This window comes from Ruegeria marisflavi, assembly GCF_025673445.1.
GTDB classification, from domain to species: Bacteria; Pseudomonadota; Alphaproteobacteria; order Rhodobacterales; family Rhodobacteraceae; genus Ruegeria_B; species Ruegeria_B marisflavi.
Genome location: NZ_JAOVQN010000011.1, coordinates 40,048 through 54,643, shown reverse-complemented (window position 1 = coordinate 54,643; position 14,596 = coordinate 40,048). Strand labels below are relative to the sequence as shown.

General features: G+C 61.3%; 16 protein-coding genes. 13 read left to right on the top strand and 3 right to left on the bottom strand.

Annotated features, from left to right (window positions below; all coding sequences use genetic code 11):
* Positions 1-19 precede the first annotated feature (19 nt).
* The 7 genes from nuoK to OEZ49_RS11990 are packed head-to-tail and all read left to right on the top strand — an operon-like array spanning position 20 to position 8,739.
* Positions 20-325 carry an NADH-quinone oxidoreductase subunit NuoK gene (gene nuoK / locus OEZ49_RS12020; protein WP_011048465.1) on the top strand — a complete coding sequence of 102 codons (306 nt, stop codon included), beginning with the start codon at positions 20-22 and terminating at the stop codon, positions 323-325.
* 6 nt (positions 326-331) lie between these two features.
* A complete protein-coding gene (nuoL, locus tag OEZ49_RS12015; RefSeq protein ID WP_263388538.1) occupies positions 332-2,476 on the top strand; it encodes an NADH-quinone oxidoreductase subunit L in 2,145 nt (714 codons plus the stop codon).
* The gene (locus tag OEZ49_RS12010; protein WP_263388537.1) at positions 2,476-4,017 is read left to right on the top strand and encodes an NADH-quinone oxidoreductase subunit M; all 1,542 of its coding nucleotides are present in this window, start codon (positions 2,476-2,478) and stop codon (positions 4,015-4,017) included. Before nuoL ends, OEZ49_RS12010 begins: the two co-directional genes overlap by 1 nt.
* Before the next feature lie 15 nt (positions 4,018-4,032).
* The gene (gene nuoN / locus OEZ49_RS12005) at positions 4,033-5,475 is read left to right on the top strand and encodes an NADH-quinone oxidoreductase subunit NuoN (protein ID WP_263388536.1); all 1,443 of its coding nucleotides are present in this window, start codon (positions 4,033-4,035) and stop codon (positions 5,473-5,475) included.
* A gap of 57 nt (positions 5,476-5,532) precedes the next feature.
* Positions 5,533-6,282 (top strand): biotin--[acetyl-CoA-carboxylase] ligase, encoded by a 750-nt coding sequence (locus tag OEZ49_RS12000; RefSeq protein WP_263388535.1) that lies wholly within the window; start codon positions 5,533-5,535, stop codon positions 6,280-6,282.
* A gap of 13 nt (positions 6,283-6,295) precedes the next feature.
* Positions 6,296-7,075, top strand: a complete 780-nt coding sequence (locus tag OEZ49_RS11995) for a type III pantothenate kinase (RefSeq protein ID WP_263388534.1) — start codon at positions 6,296-6,298, stop codon at positions 7,073-7,075.
* Positions 7,072-8,739, top strand: a complete 1,668-nt coding sequence (locus OEZ49_RS11990) for a ribonuclease J (protein ID WP_263388533.1) — start codon at positions 7,072-7,074, stop codon at positions 8,737-8,739. Before OEZ49_RS11995 ends, OEZ49_RS11990 begins: the two co-directional genes overlap by 4 nt.
* Before the next feature lie 82 nt (positions 8,740-8,821).
* On the opposite strand, the gene OEZ49_RS11985 is transcribed toward OEZ49_RS11990, so the two are convergent.
* Complete coding sequence (locus tag OEZ49_RS11985; protein WP_263388532.1) at positions 8,822-9,523, bottom strand: NUDIX hydrolase; 702 nt, start codon at positions 9,521-9,523, stop codon at positions 8,822-8,824.
* Positions 9,524-9,545: 22 nt separating this feature from the next.
* On the bottom strand, positions 9,546-9,938 hold the full coding sequence (locus OEZ49_RS11980; protein WP_263388616.1) for a DUF983 domain-containing protein: 393 nt from the start codon (positions 9,936-9,938) through the stop codon (positions 9,546-9,548).
* A 224-nt stretch (positions 9,939-10,162) separates the two neighbouring features.
* On the opposite strand from OEZ49_RS11980, the gene OEZ49_RS11975 reads away from it, so the two are divergent.
* The 4 genes from OEZ49_RS11975 (at position 10,163) to OEZ49_RS11960 (ending at position 12,079) form a co-directional block, all read left to right on the top strand.
* Complete coding sequence (locus tag OEZ49_RS11975) at positions 10,163-10,633, top strand: EF-hand domain-containing protein (protein WP_263388531.1); 471 nt, start codon at positions 10,163-10,165, stop codon at positions 10,631-10,633.
* A 32-nt stretch (positions 10,634-10,665) separates the two neighbouring features.
* Entirely contained in the window at positions 10,666-11,244 is a 579-nt protein-coding gene (locus OEZ49_RS11970) for an RNA polymerase sigma factor (RefSeq protein WP_263388530.1), read from the top strand.
* 1 nt (position 11,245) lies between these two features.
* Entirely contained in the window at positions 11,246-11,611 is a 366-nt protein-coding gene (locus tag OEZ49_RS11965) for a hypothetical protein (protein ID WP_263388529.1), read from the top strand.
* A gap of 63 nt (positions 11,612-11,674) precedes the next feature.
* Positions 11,675-12,079 (top strand): periplasmic heavy metal sensor, encoded by a 405-nt coding sequence (locus tag OEZ49_RS11960; RefSeq protein WP_263388528.1) that lies wholly within the window; start codon positions 11,675-11,677, stop codon positions 12,077-12,079.
* Here OEZ49_RS11960 and OEZ49_RS11955 read toward each other — a convergent pair.
* A complete protein-coding gene (locus tag OEZ49_RS11955) occupies positions 12,053-13,432 on the bottom strand; it encodes a diguanylate cyclase (RefSeq protein ID WP_263388527.1) in 1,380 nt (459 codons plus the stop codon). The two genes, OEZ49_RS11960 and OEZ49_RS11955, sit on opposite strands and share 27 nt — an antisense overlap.
* On the opposite strand from OEZ49_RS11955, the gene OEZ49_RS11950 reads away from it, so the two are divergent.
* Positions 13,431-13,856 (top strand): DUF3572 domain-containing protein, encoded by a 426-nt coding sequence (locus OEZ49_RS11950; protein ID WP_397545663.1) that lies wholly within the window; start codon positions 13,431-13,433, stop codon positions 13,854-13,856. The genes OEZ49_RS11955 and OEZ49_RS11950 overlap by 2 nt on opposite strands.
* A gap of 24 nt (positions 13,857-13,880) precedes the next feature.
* The gene (locus OEZ49_RS11945) at positions 13,881-14,570 is read left to right on the top strand and encodes an HAD family hydrolase (protein WP_263388526.1); all 690 of its coding nucleotides are present in this window, start codon (positions 13,881-13,883) and stop codon (positions 14,568-14,570) included.
* Positions 14,571-14,596 lie beyond the last annotated feature (26 nt).

The window sequence follows — 14,596 nt, the reverse complement described above, 5'->3', positions numbered from 1 at the left end:
CGAAGGACAGGATGGACGAATGATCGGACTTGAACATTATCTAACGGTCGCGGCGACGTTGTTCGTCATCGGCATTTTCGGTCTCTTCCTGAACCGCAAGAACGTGATCGTCCTGCTGATGAGCATCGAACTGATGCTGTTGGCGGTGAATATCAACCTGGTGGCCTTCTCGTCCTTTCTGGGCGATCTGGTCGGGCAGGTCTTCACGCTCTTTGTCCTGACCGTCGCTGCCGCCGAGGCCGCCATTGGCCTCGCCATCCTCGTCTGTTTCTTCCGCAACCGCGGCACCATCGACGTCGAAGACGTCAACGTGATGAAGGGGTAAGGGATCATGGAAACAACCATCCTCTTTGCCCCGCTTGTGGGCGCCATCCTGTGCGGGTTCGGCTGGAAGTTCATCGGCGAGAAAGCCGCCATGTGGACCGCCACGGGCCTGTTGTTCCTGGCCTGTGCGCTCAGCTGGATCGTGTTCCTGGGCTTTGACGGCCATACCCAGCAGATCGAGATCCTGCGCTGGATCGAGAGCGGCTCGCTCTCGACCTCGTGGTCGATCCGTTTGGACCGGTTGACCGCGATCATGCTGATCGTGGTCACCACCGTCTCGGCGCTCGTACACCTTTACAGCTTCGGCTACATGGATCACGACCCGCAATGGCGTACCGGCGAAAGCTACAAGCCGCGTTTCTTTGCCTATCTGTCCTTCTTCACCTTCGCCATGCTGATGCTGGTGACGGCGGACAACCTGGTGCAGATGTTCTTTGGCTGGGAGGGCGTGGGCGTCGCCTCGTATCTGTTGATCGGGTTCTACTATCGCAAACCCAGCGCCAATGCGGCCGCGATGAAGGCCTTCATCGTCAACCGGGTGGGCGACTTCGGCTTTGCGCTGGGTATCTTTGCCCTGTTCTTCCTGGTCGACAGCATCAACTTCTCTGACATCTTCGCCGCCGTGCCGACGCTGGCCGAAACGCAGCTGACCTTCCTGTGGCGCGATTGGAACGCGGCCGAGGTGATCGGCGTTCTGCTCTTCATCGGCGCGATGGGCAAGTCGGCGCAGCTGATCCTGCACACCTGGCTGCCCGACGCGATGGAAGGCCCGACCCCGGTGTCGGCGCTGATCCACGCGGCCACCATGGTGACCGCGGGCGTGTTCCTGGTTTGCCGTATGTCGCCACTCTATGAATTTGCGCCGGGTGCGGCCGGGTTCATAACCGTGCTGGGCGCCACCACCGCGTTTTTCGCCGCGACCGTGGGTCTGGTGCAGACCGACATCAAGCGGGTGATTGCCTATTCGACCTGTTCGCAGCTGGGCTACATGTTCGTGGCCGCGGGTGTGGGCATGTATTCGGCGGCGATGTTCCACCTGTTCACGCATGCCTTCTTCAAGGCGCTTTTGTTCCTTGGCGCCGGTTCGGTCATCCATGCGATGCATCACGAGCAGGATATGATGAACTATGGCGCGCTGCGGAAAAAGATCCCCTATACGTTTTGGGCGATGATGATCGGCACGCTGGCCATCACCGGCGTCGGCATCCCGCTGACCACCATCGGTTTTGCCGGGTTCCTGTCCAAGGATGCGATCATCGAAAGCGCCTATGCGGGCGGGTCCGCCTACGGATTCTGGTTGCTGGTGATCGCGGCGTTCATGACTTCGTTCTACAGCTGGCGGCTGATGTTCCTGACCTTCTACGGCGAGGCGCGGGGCGATAAACATACCCACGAACACGCCCATGAAAGCCCCAAGGTGATGCTGGTGCCGCTGGGCGTGCTCAGCCTGGGCGCGGTGTTTGCGGGCATGATCTGGTACGGCAACTTCTTTGGCCACGCCGATCAGGTGGGTAAGTTCTATGGCATCCCGGTGGCCGAGGCCGCGGCGGGTGGTCAGAACGCGGCCCATGGCGCCACGGACACCGATACTTTAACCACCAGCGAGGCTGGCCATGGCAGCACCGATACCGGTCACGGCGCCGAGCCAACGGATGGCAAGGCCGAGGGAGAGCATCACGCGGGCTTTGCAGGTGCTCCGGGCGAGGGCGCACTATATTTCGGCCCGGACAACCACGTGCTGGACGATGCCCACGCGGCCCCGAAATGGGTCAAGGTCTCGCCCTTCATCGCCATGGTGCTGGGTCTGGCGCTGGCCTATCTGTTCTATATCGTCAATCCCGAGCTGCCCAAGCGGCTGGCGGCCAATCAACGTCCGCTCTACCTGTTCTTCAAGAACAAGTGGTATTTCGACGAGATCTACGACGCCATTTTTGTCCGCCCGGCGCTGGCCCTGGGCCGGTTCCTGTGGAAACGCGGTGACGGAGGCACGATCGACGGCTTCCTGAACGGCGTGGCCATGGGCGTGGTGCCCTATTTCACCCGCCTCGCGGGCAAGGCTCAATCCGGCTACATCTTTACTTATGCTTTCTGGATGGTCTTGGGCATTGCTGCCCTGGTCACCTGGATGTCGATCGGCGGGGGCGCACACTGATGGACAACATTCTTTCCATTGTCACCTTCATCCCGGCCCTGGCCGCGGCGATCCTGGCCGTGTTCCTGCGGGGCGAGGACGCCGCAGCCCAGCGCAATGCCAAATGGGTGGCGCTGTTTGCGACCAGTGTGACCTTCCTTGTGTCCATCGGCATCTATACCGGCTTTGATCCGGCCGACACCGGCTTCCAGATGGTGGAAGAGGGTGAATGGCTGATGGGTTTGAAATACAAGATGGGCGTTGACGGGATCAGCGTTCTCTTCGTGCTGCTGACTACCTTCATCATGCCGCTGACCATCCTGGCCAGCTGGGAGGTCACGACCCGCGTCAAGGAATACATGATCGCCTTCCTGCTGCTGGAAACGCTCATGCTGGGCGTGTTCATGGCGCTCGACCTGGTGCTGTTCTACCTGTTCTTCGAGGCGGGCCTGATCCCGATGTTCCTGATCATCGGGATCTGGGGCGGCAAGGAACGCATCTATGCCTCCTTCAAGTTCTTCCTCTACACTTTCCTCGGCTCGGTGCTGATGCTGGTGGCGATGGTGTCCATGTATGCGGATGCCGGCACCACCGATATCGCCCTCCTGCTGAAGCACCAGTTCTCGTCCGAGAGCTTCAGCCTGCTGGGCGTGCATGTGCTGGGCGGGGCGCAGACCCTGATGTTCCTGGCCTTCTTCGCCAGCTTCGCGGTCAAGATGCCGATGTGGCCGGTGCATACCTGGTTGCCTGACGCCCACGTGCAGGCGCCGACCGCCGGTTCGGTGGTGCTGGCCGCGATCCTGTTGAAGATGGGCGGTTACGGCTTCCTGCGCTTCAGCTTGCCGATGTTCCCTGTGGGGGCCGAGGTGATGACCGACCTGATCCTGTGGCTCTCGGCCATCGCGGTTGTCTACACCTCGCTGGTGGCGATGGTGCAGGAGGACATGAAGAAGCTGATCGCCTATTCCTCGGTCGCGCATATGGGCTTTGTCACCATGGGCATCTTTGCCGCCAACCAGCAGGGTATCGACGGGGCGATCTTCCAGATGCTCAGCCACGGCTTCATCTCGGCGGCGCTGTTCCTGTGTGTGGGTGTGATCTATGACCGGATGCATACCCGCGACATCGATGCCTATGGCGGTCTGGTGAACCGGATGCCGACCTATGCCCGTGTGTTCATGCTGTTCACCATGGCCAATGTGGGCCTGCCGGGCACCAGCGGGTTCATCGGTGAGTTCCTGACCCTGATGGGCACCTTCCAGAAGAACACCTGGGTTGCGGCGGTCGCCGCCTCGGGCGTGATCTTCTCTGCGGGCTATGCGCTGTGGCTCTATCGCCGGGTGGTATTCGGGGACCTGATCAAGGAAAGCCTTAAGGCGATCACCGACATGACCACGCGCGAGCGCGCCATCTTTGCGCCGCTGATCGTGATGACCATCCTGCTGGGGGTCTATCCCGCGCTGGTCACCGATATCATCGGGCCCTCGACCGCTGCGCTGATTTCGAACTTTGACACGGCCCTGGCCGCGGCCGAGACCGCGACCCAGGTCGCATCGCATTAAGGGAGCTTTGGGAACATGATCCAGGCTGATCTGTACATTATCCTGCCCGAGATCGTTCTGGCGCTCTATGCGATGGCGGCGCTGTTGGGGGCGGTCTATACCACCAAGGACGGGCTGGGCCCGGTCCTGGTCTGGGCCACGGCGGCGCTGATGGCGGTGCTGGCGATCTGGATTGCGACCCAGGACAGCGGCACCCGCGTGGCTTTTGGTGGCATGTTCGTCGATGACGCGTTCGCCCGCTTTGCAAAGGTGGCGATCCTGCTTTCGGCCGGTGCCGTCCTGCTGATGAGCCAGGATTACATGGCGCGGCGCGGGCTGTTGCGGTTCGAATATCCCTTGCTGGTGGCACTGGCCGCCGTCGGCATGATGATGATGGTCAGCGCTGGTGACCTGATGTCTCTCTACATGGGGCTCGAACTGCAATCGCTGGCGCTCTATGTCGTGGCCTCGCTGCGCCGCGACAGTGCGAAATCGACCGAGGCGGGCCTGAAATACTTCGTGCTGGGCGCGCTGAGTTCCGGCCTGCTGCTCTATGGGGCTTCGCTGGTCTACGGCTATACCGGCACCACGCTGTTCTCGGGCATCCTGGTCAGCGCCCATCATGGCGAGGTCTCGCTGGGCCTGCTCTTTGGTCTGATCTTCCTGATCTCGGGTCTGGCGTTCAAGGTCTCGGCGGTGCCGTTCCACATGTGGACGCCGGACGTTTACGAAGGCTCACCCACGCCGATAACCGCCTTTTTTGCCACTGCGCCGAAAGTGGCAGCGATGGGTCTCTTTGCCCGGTTGATGTTCGATGCTTTCGGCAACGCGGTCAGCGACTGGCAACAGGTTCTGGTGGTCCTGTCGGTGCTCAGCATGTTCCTGGGCGCGGTGGCCGCGATTGGCCAGCGCAACATCAAGCGGCTGATGGCGTTCTCGTCCATCGCGCATATGGGCTATGCCCTGATCGGCCTCGCGGCTGGTACCCAGGCGGGCGTGCAGGCGATGCTGATCTATCTGGCGATCTACGTCACCATGAACGTGGGCACCTTCGCCTTTATCCTGATGATGGAGCGGGACGGCCAGCCGGTGGTGGATATCGACGCCCTGCGCCAGTTCTCGCGCCGCGATCCGGGCAAGGCGCTGGCGGTGCTGATCCTGATGTTCAGCCTTGCGGGCGTGCCGCCGATGCTGGGCTTCTTCGCCAAGCTGGGCGTGTGGCAGGCCGGTATCGACGCCGGGCTGATGGGGCTGGTCGTGGCCTCGGCCATCGCCTCGGTCATCGGTGCCTTCTACTATCTGCGCATCGTGTTCTACATGTATTTCGGGGCCGAGAACGAAGAGCCGATCGACACCCGCTCCTCGCCCGTGCTGTGGGTGGCGCTGATGGGATCGGCGGCTATGATGCTGGTCGGGCTGTTCTATCAGTTCGGGGTCGAGGGGGCAGCCGCCGCGGCGGCGGCGACGCTTGTCAACTGATCCCGGTTCACAACCAAAAAAGGGGGGCTCGGTCCTAGGACCGGGCCTTTTTGCGCAATGAGTGATTGGCCCCAAGGCTATGGCAAGCGGGTGCTGGACGAGGTCGACAGCACCCTGAACGAGGCATCCCGGATCGCACCCACGCTGTCGGGTCCGGAATGGATCATGGCGCGGCGCCAGACCGCTGCGCGCGGGCGGCGCGGCCGGGCCTGGGCCCAGCCCGAGGGCAATCTGGCAGCAACGCTGGTGATGCGCCCGGTGGGCGAGGCGAAACAGGCCGCGCTGCGCAGCTTTGTCGCCGCGCTGGCACTGTTCGATGCTTGTGTCGCGGTGACCGGACGGGCCGAGGGGCTGGCGCTGAAATGGCCCAATGACGTGTTGCTGAACGGCGGCAAGCTGGCCGGTATCCTGCTGGAAAGCACCGGCCATGGCGGCGGGGTGGCCCATCTGGCCATTGGCATCGGTGTGAACCTGGCCGATGCCCCCGGCGCCGACGCGGTCGAGCCGGGCGCGGTGCGACCGGTCTCGCTAGTCTCGGAGACCGGCGCGCGGGTGGAGCCGGAGCTGTTTCTGACCGAACTGGCCGCCGCTTTTGCCCGATATGAGACGCAGTTCCTGACCTATGGCTTCGCCCCGATCCGCAGTGCCTGGCTGGCCCGCGCCGCGCGCCTGGGCGAAGTGATCACCGCCCGTACCGCAACGTCTGAAACTGTGGGTACCTTTGAAACGGTGGACGCCGAGGGCAACCTTGTCCTAAACACCGCCCAGGGCCGGGTCAGCATCCCGGCGGCAGAGGTCTATTTCTAGGGGAGACAGGGCCATGCTTCTGGCCATTGACTGCGGCAACACCAATACCGTCTTCTCGATCTGGGATGGTGAGAAATTCCTGTGCACGCTCAGGACCTCGACCCATCACGCGCGCACGGCGGATGCCTATTTCACCTGGTATTCGACCCTGATCAAACATTACGGGATCGAGACCGACATTACCGATGTGATCATCTCGTCGACGGTGCCGCGCGTGGTGTTCAACCTGCGTGTCTTTGCCGACCGGTTCTTTGGCTGCCGTCCGCTGGTGGTGGGCAAGCCCGACTGTCTGTTGCCGGTTCTGCCGCGCGTCGATACGGGCACCGCCGTCGGCCCCGACCGTCTTGTCAATGCCGCCGGTGCCTATGATCGTCATGGCGGCAACAAGATCGTGGTCGATTTCGGCACCGCCACCACCTTCGACGTGGTCGATGACGACGGCGCCTATGTTGGCGGCGTGATCGCGCCCGGTGTAAACCTGAGCCTCGAGGCGCTGCACATGGCGGCGGCAGCGCTGCCGCATGTGGATATCGCCAAGCCGCAGGCGGTGATCGGCACCAATACCGTGGCCTGCATGCAGTCTGGCGTGTTCTGGGGCTATGTCGGGCTGGTCAAGGAGATCTGCGCCCGTATCAAGGCGGAACGCGACCGTGACATGCAGGTGATCGCCACCGGCGGGCTGGCTGCATTGTTCCAGCAAAGCGAAATTCTGTTCGATATCTTCGAAGACGATCTTACGATGCACGGGCTGACCGTGATCCATCGATATAACAAGGAAAACGGGACCGTATGAGCCGCGAGAGATTGATCTACCTTCCATTGGGGGGCGCCGGCGAGATCGGCATGAACGCCTATGTTTATGGCTATGGCCTGCCGGGCAAGGAACGGCTGATCCTGGTCGATATCGGCGTGGCCTTCTCGGACATGGATACGACGCCGGGGGTGGATCTGATCTGGGCCGACATCTCGTGGCTGCGCGAGAATGTCGACCGGCTTGAGGCGGTGTTCATCACCCATGCGCATGAGGATCACGTGGGCGCGGTTGCCCATACCTATGATCAGCTGCGCAAGCCGATCTATGCGCGCGCCTTTACCGCCAATATCGCCCGGCGCAAGATGGCCGAACTGGGCCTGCCCGAGGATGCGGTGCAGACGGTTTCCGCCTGGCCCGAGCAGGTGCAGGCCGGTCCCTTTACCGTGGGATTCCTGCCGGTATCGCACTCGATCCCGGAAAGCGCCGCATTGGTCATCGACACGCCGGGGGGGCGGATCGTGCATAGCGGTGATTTCAAGCTCGACCCCAACCCGGTTGTAGGCGAGGCCTTTGACCCCGAGCTGTGGGGCTCGGTCGGCAAGAGCGGGGTGCGGGCGCTGGTCTGCGACTCGACCAATGTGTTCTCGCCCAATCCGGGCCGCTCGGAATCCGAGGTCGGCCCCGAGATCGAGAAACTGGTTGCGGGCGCCACCGGCATGGTGGTGGCAACCACTTTCGCGTCGAACGTGGCGCGGGTGCGGACTCTAGCCGAAGCAGGCGCCCGCGCCGGGCGGTCGGTGGTTCTGCTGGGCCGCGCCATGCGGCGGATGATCGAGGCGTCGATGGAGACCGGCGTGTTGTCCGAGTTTCCGCCCGTGATCAGCCCGGAAGAGGCGCAGGACATCCCGCGCGATCACCTGATGCTGATCGTGACCGGCAGCCAGGGCGAACGCCGCGCCGCCAGCGCCCAACTGGCGCGCGGCAAGTATCGCGGTCTGGAACTGGCCGAGGGCGATCTGTTCCTGTTCTCGTCCAAAACCATCCCGGGCAATGAAAAGGAAGTCATCCGCATCATCAACCAGCTCAGCGAAAAGGGCGTGGACGTGGTCGACGACAGTTCGGGCCGGTATCACGTCTCGGGCCATGCCAACCGTCCCGACCTGGAGCGGGTACATGCGCTGATCGACCCGCAGATAGTGATCCCGATGCATGGCGAGCACCGGCATTTGCGCGAACATGCGCGCGTGGCCGAGGCAGGGGGGCGCCAGGGCGTGGTGGCGGTGAACGGTACCATGCTGGACCTCAGCGGAAACGCACCGGTGGTGGCCGCTCATGTCGAGACCGGACGTACCTATCTGGACGGCACGGTGCAGGTTGGGGCGCTGGACGGGGTGATCCGCAACCGGATCCGGATGGCCCTGAACGGGCATGTGACGGTCACTGTGATTATGGACGAAGAGGATGAACCGCTGGGTGAACCCTGGTGCGACATCATCGGCCTGCCCGAGATCGGCACATCCAAGGCACCGCTGGTCGATGTGCTGGAAGAGGACCTGAACCAGTTTCTCATGCGCTCGAATCAGAAAACGTTGCGCGATGATGACCGGCTGGAGGAAGCGCTGCGCCGCATTGCCCGACAATCGGCCCAAACAGAGATCGGCAAGAAGCCCGAGGTGACGGTGGTGATCAGCCGGATGCGTTGAACCGGGCGCTGGACAAGGTCTTGAGAAAGACCTTGTGGACAAGATTTGAGTTCAAATCTTGTTGCGCGCTCCCCCGGCCGGGTCAGCCTGCCTCAGGCATCGGATAGCCGCGCAATCGCAGAAACAGGCTTGCTTCGTCATTGTTGTGAAAATAGGGCACCGACTCCGGGGGCGTTGGGTCATCGACCCTGCCCGCGACTTCGGCCAATACGACCTCGGTGATAAACGGCAGGTCGAACCGGCGTGCATCTTTGAGCGGGATCCACTGCAAATGCGACAGCTCATCAGAGGCATGGGTGAAGTCGTCGAGATCGCCCGAGATCTCGACGGCGTCGACCAAGAAGAACCTGGCATCGAAGCGACGGGGCCGCCCGGGAGGTGTGAGCGCACGGAAAACAAACTGCAAGGCATCGGCCGCTGGCAGATGTCCCGTGGCCGCGAAGCTTGTCCAATCGTCGGGCACCGCGCCGGGCCAGTGTCCTGGCTTGCCCAGGATCAGCCCGGTCTCTTCCCAAAGCTCGCGCACGGCAGCCACCGCCAGAGCATGCCCCAGGTCTTCGGCAGCCTGCTCGGTCAGACGATCGGCACAGACCTGCGGCAAGGGGGCCGCCAGCGGAATGCCTGCGTCAGCCTTGTCCACGGCCCCGCCCGGAAAGACGAACTTGTTCGGCATGAATGCCGCCTTGGCGCCCCGTTGCCCCATGAGGATCGCCGGATCGCTTGCCCGGTCACGCAAGACGATCACCGTGGCAGCGTTGCGAATTGCCGTTTTGTCCTGCTCCATGTCCCCTCCTGCCATTCCAGGGTCAGATGGAACTGTCAAATCCATGCATGCGTCGCGCCCATTGGTAGGCTACGACGCTCCCCTTCAATCGCGGCAGAAGGTAGAGCGATAAGGCAACGCAGCCAAGGGCAAAGACGCTGAACAGGGTCATCGGGCTGGGTCGCCAGGTTTCAAAAACCACAAGCAGCAAGGGGGCCATCAGGTGCCCGACAAACAAAATGGTCAGATAGGCCGGGCCGTCGTCCGCACGGTGATGAGAGAATTCTTCTCCGCAGTTTGCGCAGCAGTCGTTTACCTTGAGGTAGGAATGCAGCAGCTTGCCTTCGCCGCAATTGGGGCACTTGCCGCGGAACCCGGCAAAGAGGGCGGGCCATGTCGGGCGGTCGGTGCCTGCGCAGGCGGTCTGATCGGTCATGCTTTTTTTCATCCATGTGTTTGCGCCAATGTGACTGTCTTTGCCGACGACGGAAAGGGTGCTGAGCGGTCTTGCGTCCGGATGTCGCAAAAAAAAGCATCCCGCCCTCACCAATTCGTGAAGCGCCACAGGAAATGTCGAAACCTGCGACGGACAAGCGCGGTTGCCGCGTTTGAGTATCATGAACGGCGGTACGGTGCCGCCGAAGGTAAAGGATGACCGACATGAAACTTGCAGGCTTGGTCGCGGGACTTGTACTGGTAACGGCTGCGGCAAACGCTTCTACGGTTTGGGCCATGGGGCCGGGCGCGGGACCGCGTCACAGCTTCTCGGAACTGGATGTCAATGGCGATGGCAAGATTACGATGGAGGAAATGCAGGGGCACCGGGCCGCGCGCTTCTCAGGCGTTGACACCGATGGAAACGGAATGCTGAGCCGGTCCGAGCTGGAGGCCGAAGCGCAAGCGCGCGCGTCCGAACATGTCAGCCGTATGCTTGAGCGCCTTGACAGCAACAAGGACGGCCAGTTGAGTCAGGATGAAATGCCCGAGCCGCGCAAGAATATGGGACGTTTCTTTGGCCGGATGGACGCGGATGGTGACGGCGCGATCTCGGAAGAGGAGTTTGCGCAGATGCAGCAGCGGAAGTCAGAGCGTCAGGGGCATCACGGCTTTGGCGAGAAAAAGAAGCACTGATCAGGATGAAGGACTTGGCCTCCAGAGGCTCAATGGACCGCGGCGGAACTTCTGCCGCGGAACCTGTGGCGGAGGAGACGCTTCTCCGCCTCTATGCCAATGGGGATTCAGGGGCCGCGCGTGAACTGGTCGGGCGGCTTGGCCCACGGGCTTACTCCGTGGCCTTGCGGGTTCTAGGCAACCGGGCCGAGGCTGAAGATGTCACGCAAGAAGCGATGCTGCGCCTGTGGCGAATCGCGCCAGAGTGGCAGAGTGGCCAGGCAAAGGTCAGCACTTGGCTCTATCGGGTTGTGATGAATCTGTGTCTAGATCTGCGCCGGCGCAGGCAAACATTAGATCTCGACGACATTCCAGAACCAGAAGACGACAAGCCGGAGGCAATGGACCGCTTGCTTCATGTGGCACGCGTCGACGCGCTTCAGGATGCTTTGATGAGATTACCGGTCCGGCAGCGGCAGGCCGTGGTGCTTCGTCATATCGAAGAGCTTTCAAACCCAGAGATTGCCGGGATCATGGAAATCGGAGTGGAAGCGGTTGAAAGCCTGACCGCGCGCGGTAAACGGGCACTTACCGCTGTTCTCGCTGATCGAAAAGATGAATTGGGATATTAAGATGGCGGATGAAACGACGAGACTGGACGAATTGTTGGTGGCCGCGCGGTTCTCCCGGCAGGACATCCCGGATGACCTTGTCGGGCGCATTCTGACAGACGCCGATCGGATTCAGACGAACAGATATGCCGGTCCGCGCGCCGTTGCAGAAAGACGGGAACCTGGTCTTTGGCGGCAACTATTGAACAGTCTCGGCGGTTGGCCGGGGTTGGGCGGAATGGCCGCTGCGTGTGCCACCGGAGTCTGGATCGGGATGTTCCCGCCGGATATCCTGCCAGATCCATCCGACCTGGTTTTTCAAACGCAAAGCGATGGCGAATTGCTGGGCTATTACGGGTTGGTCGATGTCTTGGGTGGGGATGGGTAAATGAACGAGAAGACAAAGAAAATCGGGTGGCCCATCCGGGTCTTGCTGGTGACGTCCCTTGCCTTGAACCTGCTGGTGATCGGGCTAGGGGTCGGTATTGCCTGGCGGCACGGGCCGGGGCGGGATCACAGACCGCCGCCGACGGCAATTGCCCTTTTCCTTGCCTTGCCGGAACAGGATCGCAAAATCCTGCGAGACGTTTCCCATCAAGGCACAAGAGAGGCAGGGGAACGTGACAACCATTCCACCTCGGACATTGTTCAGTTGCTGAAAGCCCGCCCGTTCGATCCTGATCGTTTTGCGGCTCACCTGCAGGCACAAGAAGCAATGCGCGGGCAAAGGTTGGCCAGGATGCAGCAAGAGATGTTGAGCCGTATCGCGGCGATGAGCGAAGACGAGCGCACTGAATATGCGGATCGGCTTACATCGCTTGCCAGGAAATCACGCCACAAACCCTGGCGGGACTGACAGGGGCAGCGGGGGTACGGTCGCTGCCGAGACCCGGTTGCGACCCTCTTCCTTGGCGGCATAAAGCGCTTGGTCGGCTCGGTCGATCATTTTGGTTGCAAGTTGATCGCGCTGGAAACCGCGCAAGTCCGATGCCGTTGCGGCAAACAGGCCAATGCTAAGACTTGCCGATACATGTCTGCCATTGTCTGAAATCGCGAAAGTGGAACGGCTGATATGCGCACATAGCCTGTTTGCCACTTGTAGGGCTTCGTCTTCTCTTGTTCCTGGCAACACGATCAGGAATTCTTCGCCACCTATACGCGCCAACAAGTCAGTCGGGCGAAGTTGGGATTTGAGCCGTATCGCCGTTTCGATCAGAACCGCGTCGCCGGCGGGGTGGCCGTATCGGTCGTTGATTGTCTTGAAGTGATCGAGATCCGCCAGCAAGACAGCAAGGGGGTTGCCCGTATCGGCGGTCAGTCCAGCTAACCTCTGCAATTCGGGCATGGCAAATCGCCTGTTATAAAGGCCGGTCATCGGATCAAACATCGCGGCCTCGACGCGGGCGCGAAGGGAGTGGCGATATTTGTCTGCCCGCGCCTTGCGCTTGAGTTGAGTTTCGAGACGCAATGCCAGTTCGTATACTTCGAATCCGGCCGGCATAACATCGTCTGCCCCCCGGTCCAGGGCATCGGCGGCCAAGTGAGGGTTGGTTGGATTCGGAACACCAAGGATCGCCGCATTTCGGGTGCTGGTCCTGGCCCGCAAGTCGGCGAGCAGGCGCATGCCGGTCGTCCCATCGTTCAATTCGACCACGATTGCATCCGGTGCCCGTTCATTGAGCAGGTTCTGGGCGTCTTCGATACGATGCAGATCCAAGTTGCAGGCTATTTGGCCCATGAGCCGGGAGCGCCAGATTGCTCCGGTTCCCGGCGTCTGGGTTACAACAGCGATGTCGGGCAAGCGACGCGGCCCGATGTATTCGACTGGGCTTTCATCGAGTTCCATAATATGTGATCCACTTTGTTCGCGCAGCTCCAGCGCTCTGGAGTGTGCGCGGATCAGACTCCGGATCCGGGCCAGCAAAATGACATCGCCGCATGGTTGGCTCAGTACGTCATCAATGCCAGCGGCCAACGCCTTGCGGCGCGTCGAATGGTCATTCTGCGTTGCAATCGCGATCAAGGGGATGTCGGCGCAATCCGGAGTACCGGTCAGACATCTTTTGAGATCCAGCGCATTCCCGTCCGGTAGCGAATATGCGCACAGGATAAGGTCTGGCCGGACCCTGCGTAAGATCCCGAGCACCCCGTCCAACCGGTCGCTCTGTACAACGTGATACCATGCCGCCGACAACTGGACCTTGAGCATGATCCGGTTCGTGGACACGCCGTCCAGTATCAATATCGTTCCATGCACCGCACCAGTCCTTCGACTATTGCTTTCAATTCTTGTCAAAGTGTTTATGAGACTGGTTAACAAACCCTTTCCGAACGTTACCGCCCCGATGGCTATGCCGATTTCCGCCGATGCCGCCGAAACTATCGCCCTGAAAGCTCTGGTCTGGCTGTTGGGGAATGATGATCTATTGCCGGTTTTTCTGGGTTCGACAGGTGCTGATCCCGCCGAAATGAAGGAACGCGCAACCGAGCGCGCTTTTCTGGCGTCCGTATTGGAGTTTCTCACCATGGATGACGTTTGGGTTGTCGCGTTTTGCGATGCAGAGGGCTTGGCGTATGACTATCCTATGCAGGCACTTACTGCACTGGCCGGAGCCAAGGTGCACTGGACCTGACATTTCAAACCGGAGCCATAACAGATGCCAATTGACGCCTTGTTGTTCGATAAGGATGGAACCTTGTTCGATTTTGCGGCGACTTGGGGTGCGTTCGGCCGGTCATTTTTGACCCGTGTCGGCGGCGGCGACGCAGGGCGTGCGGCGCACCTGGGGGCCATGATCGGATTTGATTTTGACCAAGGGCAGTATGCGCGCGACAGTATCGTGATTGCGGGTACTCCGGGCGAGATCGCCGAGGCCCTGCTGCCAGAGCTGAGCGGCTTCGCTCATGCGGAACTGGTCGCGATGATCAACGAGGAAAGCGCCCGCGCTCCACAGGTTCAGGCGGTGCCGCTGGCCGGATTTCTGGATGAAATGCGCGGTCGGGGTCTTAAGCTGGGTGTTGCCACCAATGATGGCGAGGCCCCGGCGCGGGCGCATCTGGGATCTGTCGGGGTGGCTGACAAGTTCGATTTCATCGCGGGTTTCGACACCGGCCACGGCGCCAAACCCGGACCGGGCCAGATGTTGGCCTTTGCCAAGACATTTGACATGGACCCGGCGCAAGTTGTCATGGTGGGCGACAGCACGCATGACATGCTGGCAGGGCGTGCCGCAGGGATGGTAACGGTTGCCGTTCTGACCGGCCTTGCAAAACATGACGAACTGGCCCCGCATGCGGATGTCGTCCTGCCTAACATTGGCCATATCCGGGATTGGCTGGCCTCTTGACCACAAAAATCGGTTAGGGCGGCAGT